Here is a 4,204-nt window from a genome sequence, read left to right on the forward strand (position 1 = left end):
GCCCGGTTACATTCCGAACCCGGAAGCTAAGCCTCACAGCGCCGATGGTACTGCAGGGGGGACCCTGTGGGAGAGTAGGACACCGCCGAACAATTATTGGGAAAACCCCCGCACCTTTCGGTGCGGGGGTTTTCTGCATTCAGAGGTGTTCGAGATATTCGGGGTGTTCGGGCTGTTCAGGGGCGCTTAGGCTCGAAGGCATGCGCTATCGCTATGAACTCGTCATCTTCGACAACGACGGCGTCCTCGTCGACAGTGAGCCGATCTCCAACCGGATTCTGGCCGCCCATCTCACCGAGCTCGGGCATCCGACCTCGTACGAGGACTCCATCCGCGACTACATGGGATCCGCGATGCACCGGATCCATGAGCTCGTCCAGGAGCGGACCGGGCGCCGGTTGCCGGACGACTTCGACGATGTCTTCCATGGCCGGGTGTTCGCCGCGTTCGAGCGGGAGTTGAAGCCGGTGGCCGGCGTTGCCGACGTGCTGGAGAAGCTGGCGGCGGACGGGGTGCCGTACTGCGTGGCCTCCTCCGGGAGTCATGAGCGGATCCGGGTGGGGCATCGGACGACAGGGCTCGACCGGTGGTTCGAGGAGTCGAGGATCTTCAGTTCGCAGGATGTGGGGCGGGGCAAGCCGGCGCCCGATCTGTTCCTGTACGCGGCCGAGCGGATGGGGGTCGCACCGGAGCGGTGTGTGGTCGTGGAGGACAGCCCGCTGGGCGTACAGGCGGCGGTGGCGGCCGGGATGGACGTCTATGGGTTCACCGCGATGACGCCCGCGGCAAAGCTCTCGGACGCCGGTCAACTTTTCTCGGACATGGGCGAGTTGGCTGCCCTGCTGGCCTGACAAATGTCATGCCGAGCCCTGGACGATCGTTTCTACTGGAGTACCCGTCCCCTCCGCGAAGCTGAGGGCATGACGACGAAGACGAGCAAGAAGAACCCCTTCGCCCCGCTGATCGTGGACGTGGCGGTGCCTCTCGGTTCGTACTACCTGTTCAAGGACGGCCTCGGGATGAGCACCTTCGCGGCGCTCGCCTGGAGCAGCGTGGTGCCGGCGGTGCGGACCGTCTGGGGCCTGGTCAAGGAGCGGAAGACCAACGGCCTGGCCGGGCTCATCCTCGTCGTGAACGTGGTCTCCCTGCTGCTGAGCTTCGTCTCCGGTGACCCGCGGCTGATGCTCGCCAAGGACAGCGGGATCAGCAGCACGGTCGCCATCGGGATCCTGGTCTCCGTCGTGCTCGGGAAGCCGATGATGACCGCCGGCATGAAGCCCTTCCTGGTGAAGGGGGACTCGGCCAAGGAGGCCGCCTGGCAGCGGCTGATGTCCGGGAGCGCGACCGGGTCCGCGGACTTCCTCCGCAAGGAGCGGGCGTTCTCCGTCGTCTGGGGAGTGGTGCTGCTCGCCGAGTGCGTTGTGCGGGTCGTGGGCGCCTACACCGTCCCCGTGGACACCATGGTGTGGCTCGGCACGGTCATCATGATCGTCGCTATGGCGATCGGCTTCGTCGTCAGTGGCGGACTGGCCGCCGGGCCGATGGAGGGGATGCTGGCCGCCGAGGTCGAGGCCGAGGCCAGGGCGGTCGGCGGCGGGGCGGTCGAAGCGAGGACGGTCGAAGCGAGGACGGTCGAGGCCGGGACGCCCGAGGTTGCTGTCGCCGCCTGAGACCCAGTTCGGTAAAGCTGAGGGAAATTCATCTTTGGCTTGATCTACCCACGGGTACCCCGGGGCCCTACGCTCGCCGCCATGACAGATGTGCTGCGGCGCGGTAGGGCCTCGTTGGCGTTCAGCTTCTTCGCTCAAGGCGCCACCTTTGCGCTGCTCGTGACGCGCATTCCGGCCATTCAGGACCGGTACGGCGTCTCCGACGCGCTGCTGCCCGTCTTCCTGGCCGCCGTGCCGATCCTCGCTGGGGTCGGCAGCGTGACGACCGAGCAGCTGGTGAAGCGAATACGGCCCAGCCGGCTGCTGCGCTGGTCCCAGCCGGTGGTGCTGCTGGCACTGCTCGGGGTCGGCGCGGGCGGGCGGATGGCCGAGCTGGCGCTGGCCCTGGCGGCCTTCGGGCTCGCCGTAGGTGCGCTGGACGCCTCGATGAACATGCTCGGGGTGAGTCTGCAGCGGACGTACGGGCGGAGCATCATGCTCAGCTTCCACGCCGTGTACAGCCTGGGCGGGATCGTGGGGGCCTCGCTGGCCTGGGTCGGGGCGCACTGGCATCTGGCGCTGTGGGTGTCGTACCTGCCGGTGGTGGCGGTGCTGCTGCCGGCGGCGTTCCTGGGGAGCCGGTGGTACGTCGACGGGGATGCGGAGCCCGTCGAGGAGGCGCAGGGGACGGCAGCGGGCGGGGGTGTCGTCTTCAAGCTGCTCCTGCCGCTGTGTCTGGTGATGACCTTCGCCTACATCGGGGACTCGACCGTCTCCAACTGGAGTGCGAAGTATCTGCAGGACGTGCTGGGCAGCTCGGAGCAGCTGGCGACGGTTCCGTACAACGTGTACATGGTGACCACGCTGCTGGGGCGGGCCATCGGGGACTTCGGGGTACGGCGGTTCGGGGCCGTGATGGTCGTACGGGTGGGGGCGCTGGTGGCGGCGCTCGGGTTCGCCGTGGTGTCCGTGGCGCCGGGGGCCTGGGTCGGGATGCTCGGATTCACCCTGCTGGGGCTGGGGCTGTGTGTGCTCGTGCCGCAGACCTTCGCGGCGGCGGGGAGGCTGTTCCCGGGGGCGTCGGACGCGGCCATCGCGCGGCTCAACATCTTCAACTACGTCGGTTTCCTGGTCGGTTCGCCCTTGGTGGGGGCGCTGGGGGACGCCTGGAGCTACCGCGGGGCCATGCTCGTGCCGATGGTGTTGGTGCTGGTGACACTGGCCTACGCCCGGTCGTTCGCCGCTCAACCTGACCGATACGGTGGCGGGCATGAGCGGCCGCGCACAGCTGATGTGGGACGAGGCAGTAACGGGCTATGACTTCGGTCCGGACCATCCGATGGATCCGGTCCGGCTGGAGCTGACCCGGAAACTGGTGGGTGCCTTCGGGCTAGACCGGGAACTGGAGGTCGTCGCGGCCAAGCCGGCGGGGGAGTCGACGCTGCGGCTCGTCCACCGGGAGGACTACATCGAGGCGGTCAAGGCCGCGTCGGCGGATCCGGGGTCGGCGAACGGGGCGTACGGGCTCGGGACGATGGACGATCCTGCCTTCGCCGGGATGCACGAGGTGTCCGCGCTGATCGCCGGGCAGTCGGTGGGGGCCGCGGAGGCGGTGTGGCGGGGGGACGCGCTGCACGCGGTGAACTTCGCGGGTGGGCTGCACCATGCGATGCCGGGCAGCGCGTCGGGGTTCTGCGTCTACAACGACGCCGCGCTGGCGATCGCGCGGTTGCTGGAGCTCGGGGCCGAACGGGTGGCCTATGTGGACGTCGATGTGCATCACGGGGATGGTGTGCAGGCGGCGTTCTGGGAGGATCCGCGGGTTCTGACGATCTCGCTGCACGAGCATCCTCGTACGTTGTTCCCGCAGACCGGGTGGCCGGAGGAGACCGGGGCGGAGGCGGCGGAGGGGTCCGCCGTGAACGTGGCGTTGCCGGCGGGGACCGGGGACGCGGGGTGGGTGCGGGCGTTTCACGCCGTGGTGCCCGAGCTGCTGGCCGACTTCCGTCCGCAGGTGCTGGTGACGCAGCACGGGGCGGATACGCACTTCGAGGATCCGCTTGCTCATCTTGCCGTTTCGCTGGACGCGCAGCGGGCGGTGCAGGTGGCGTGTCATGACCTGGCGCACGAGTACGCGGACGGGAAGTGGATCGCGCTGGGCGGGGGTGGATACGCGGTGGTGGAGGTCGTACCGCGGTCTTGGACGCATCTGGTGGGGATCGCGAGTGGGCGGGAGATCGCGCCCGAGACGGTGATCCCCGATGGGTGGCGGCAGGAAGTGTTCGCTCGTACGCGGCAGTTGGCGCCGGCGCGGATGACGGATGGGCGGTGGCCTGTGTCCTGGGCGGACTGGGGGTTGGGGTACGACCCCGCTGATCGCTTGGATCAGGCCGTGTTGGCTACGCGGCGGGCGGTGTTTCCGTTGCGGGGGTTGCTGGCGTAGGGGGCGGCGCGGGGGTGGCGGGTGGGGTTTTCTCGCCCCCGCCGCCCCTACCCGTCCCACCCCCAGGGGCTGCCGCCCCCAACACCCACAAAGGAAGAGCGTCGGGTTTGGG

Annotated in this window: 4 protein-coding genes and 1 rRNA gene; all 5 read left to right on the plus strand. The window is 68.8% G+C overall.

What is annotated here, in order from left to right; all coding sequences use genetic code 11:
- A 5S ribosomal RNA gene (rrf, locus tag AB0I54_RS47920) occupies positions 1-91 on the plus strand; the annotation flags it as partial.
- Positions 92-200: 109 nt separating this feature from the next.
- A complete protein-coding gene (locus AB0I54_RS47925; protein ID WP_363302719.1) occupies positions 201-851 on the plus strand; it encodes an HAD family hydrolase in 651 nt (216 codons plus the stop codon).
- A 69-nt stretch (positions 852-920) separates the two neighbouring features.
- The gene (locus AB0I54_RS47930; RefSeq protein ID WP_363302720.1) at positions 921-1,670 is read left to right on the plus strand and encodes a VC0807 family protein; all 750 of its coding nucleotides are present in this window, start codon (positions 921-923) and stop codon (positions 1,668-1,670) included.
- An 81-nt stretch (positions 1,671-1,751) separates the two neighbouring features.
- Positions 1,752-2,969 carry an MFS transporter gene (locus AB0I54_RS47935; RefSeq protein ID WP_363302721.1) on the plus strand — a complete coding sequence of 406 codons (1,218 nt, stop codon included), beginning with the start codon at positions 1,752-1,754 and terminating at the stop codon, positions 2,967-2,969.
- Complete coding sequence (locus AB0I54_RS47940; protein ID WP_363302722.1) at positions 2,920-4,092, plus strand: acetoin utilization protein AcuC; 1,173 nt, start codon at positions 2,920-2,922, stop codon at positions 4,090-4,092. The genes AB0I54_RS47935 and AB0I54_RS47940 overlap by 50 nt, the downstream gene beginning before the upstream one ends.
- The last annotated feature ends 112 nt before the right edge of the window (positions 4,093-4,204 follow it).

The organism is Streptomyces sp. NPDC050625 (assembly GCF_040654755.1).
In the GTDB taxonomy this organism is placed as follows: domain Bacteria; phylum Actinomycetota; class Actinomycetes; order Streptomycetales; family Streptomycetaceae; genus Streptomyces.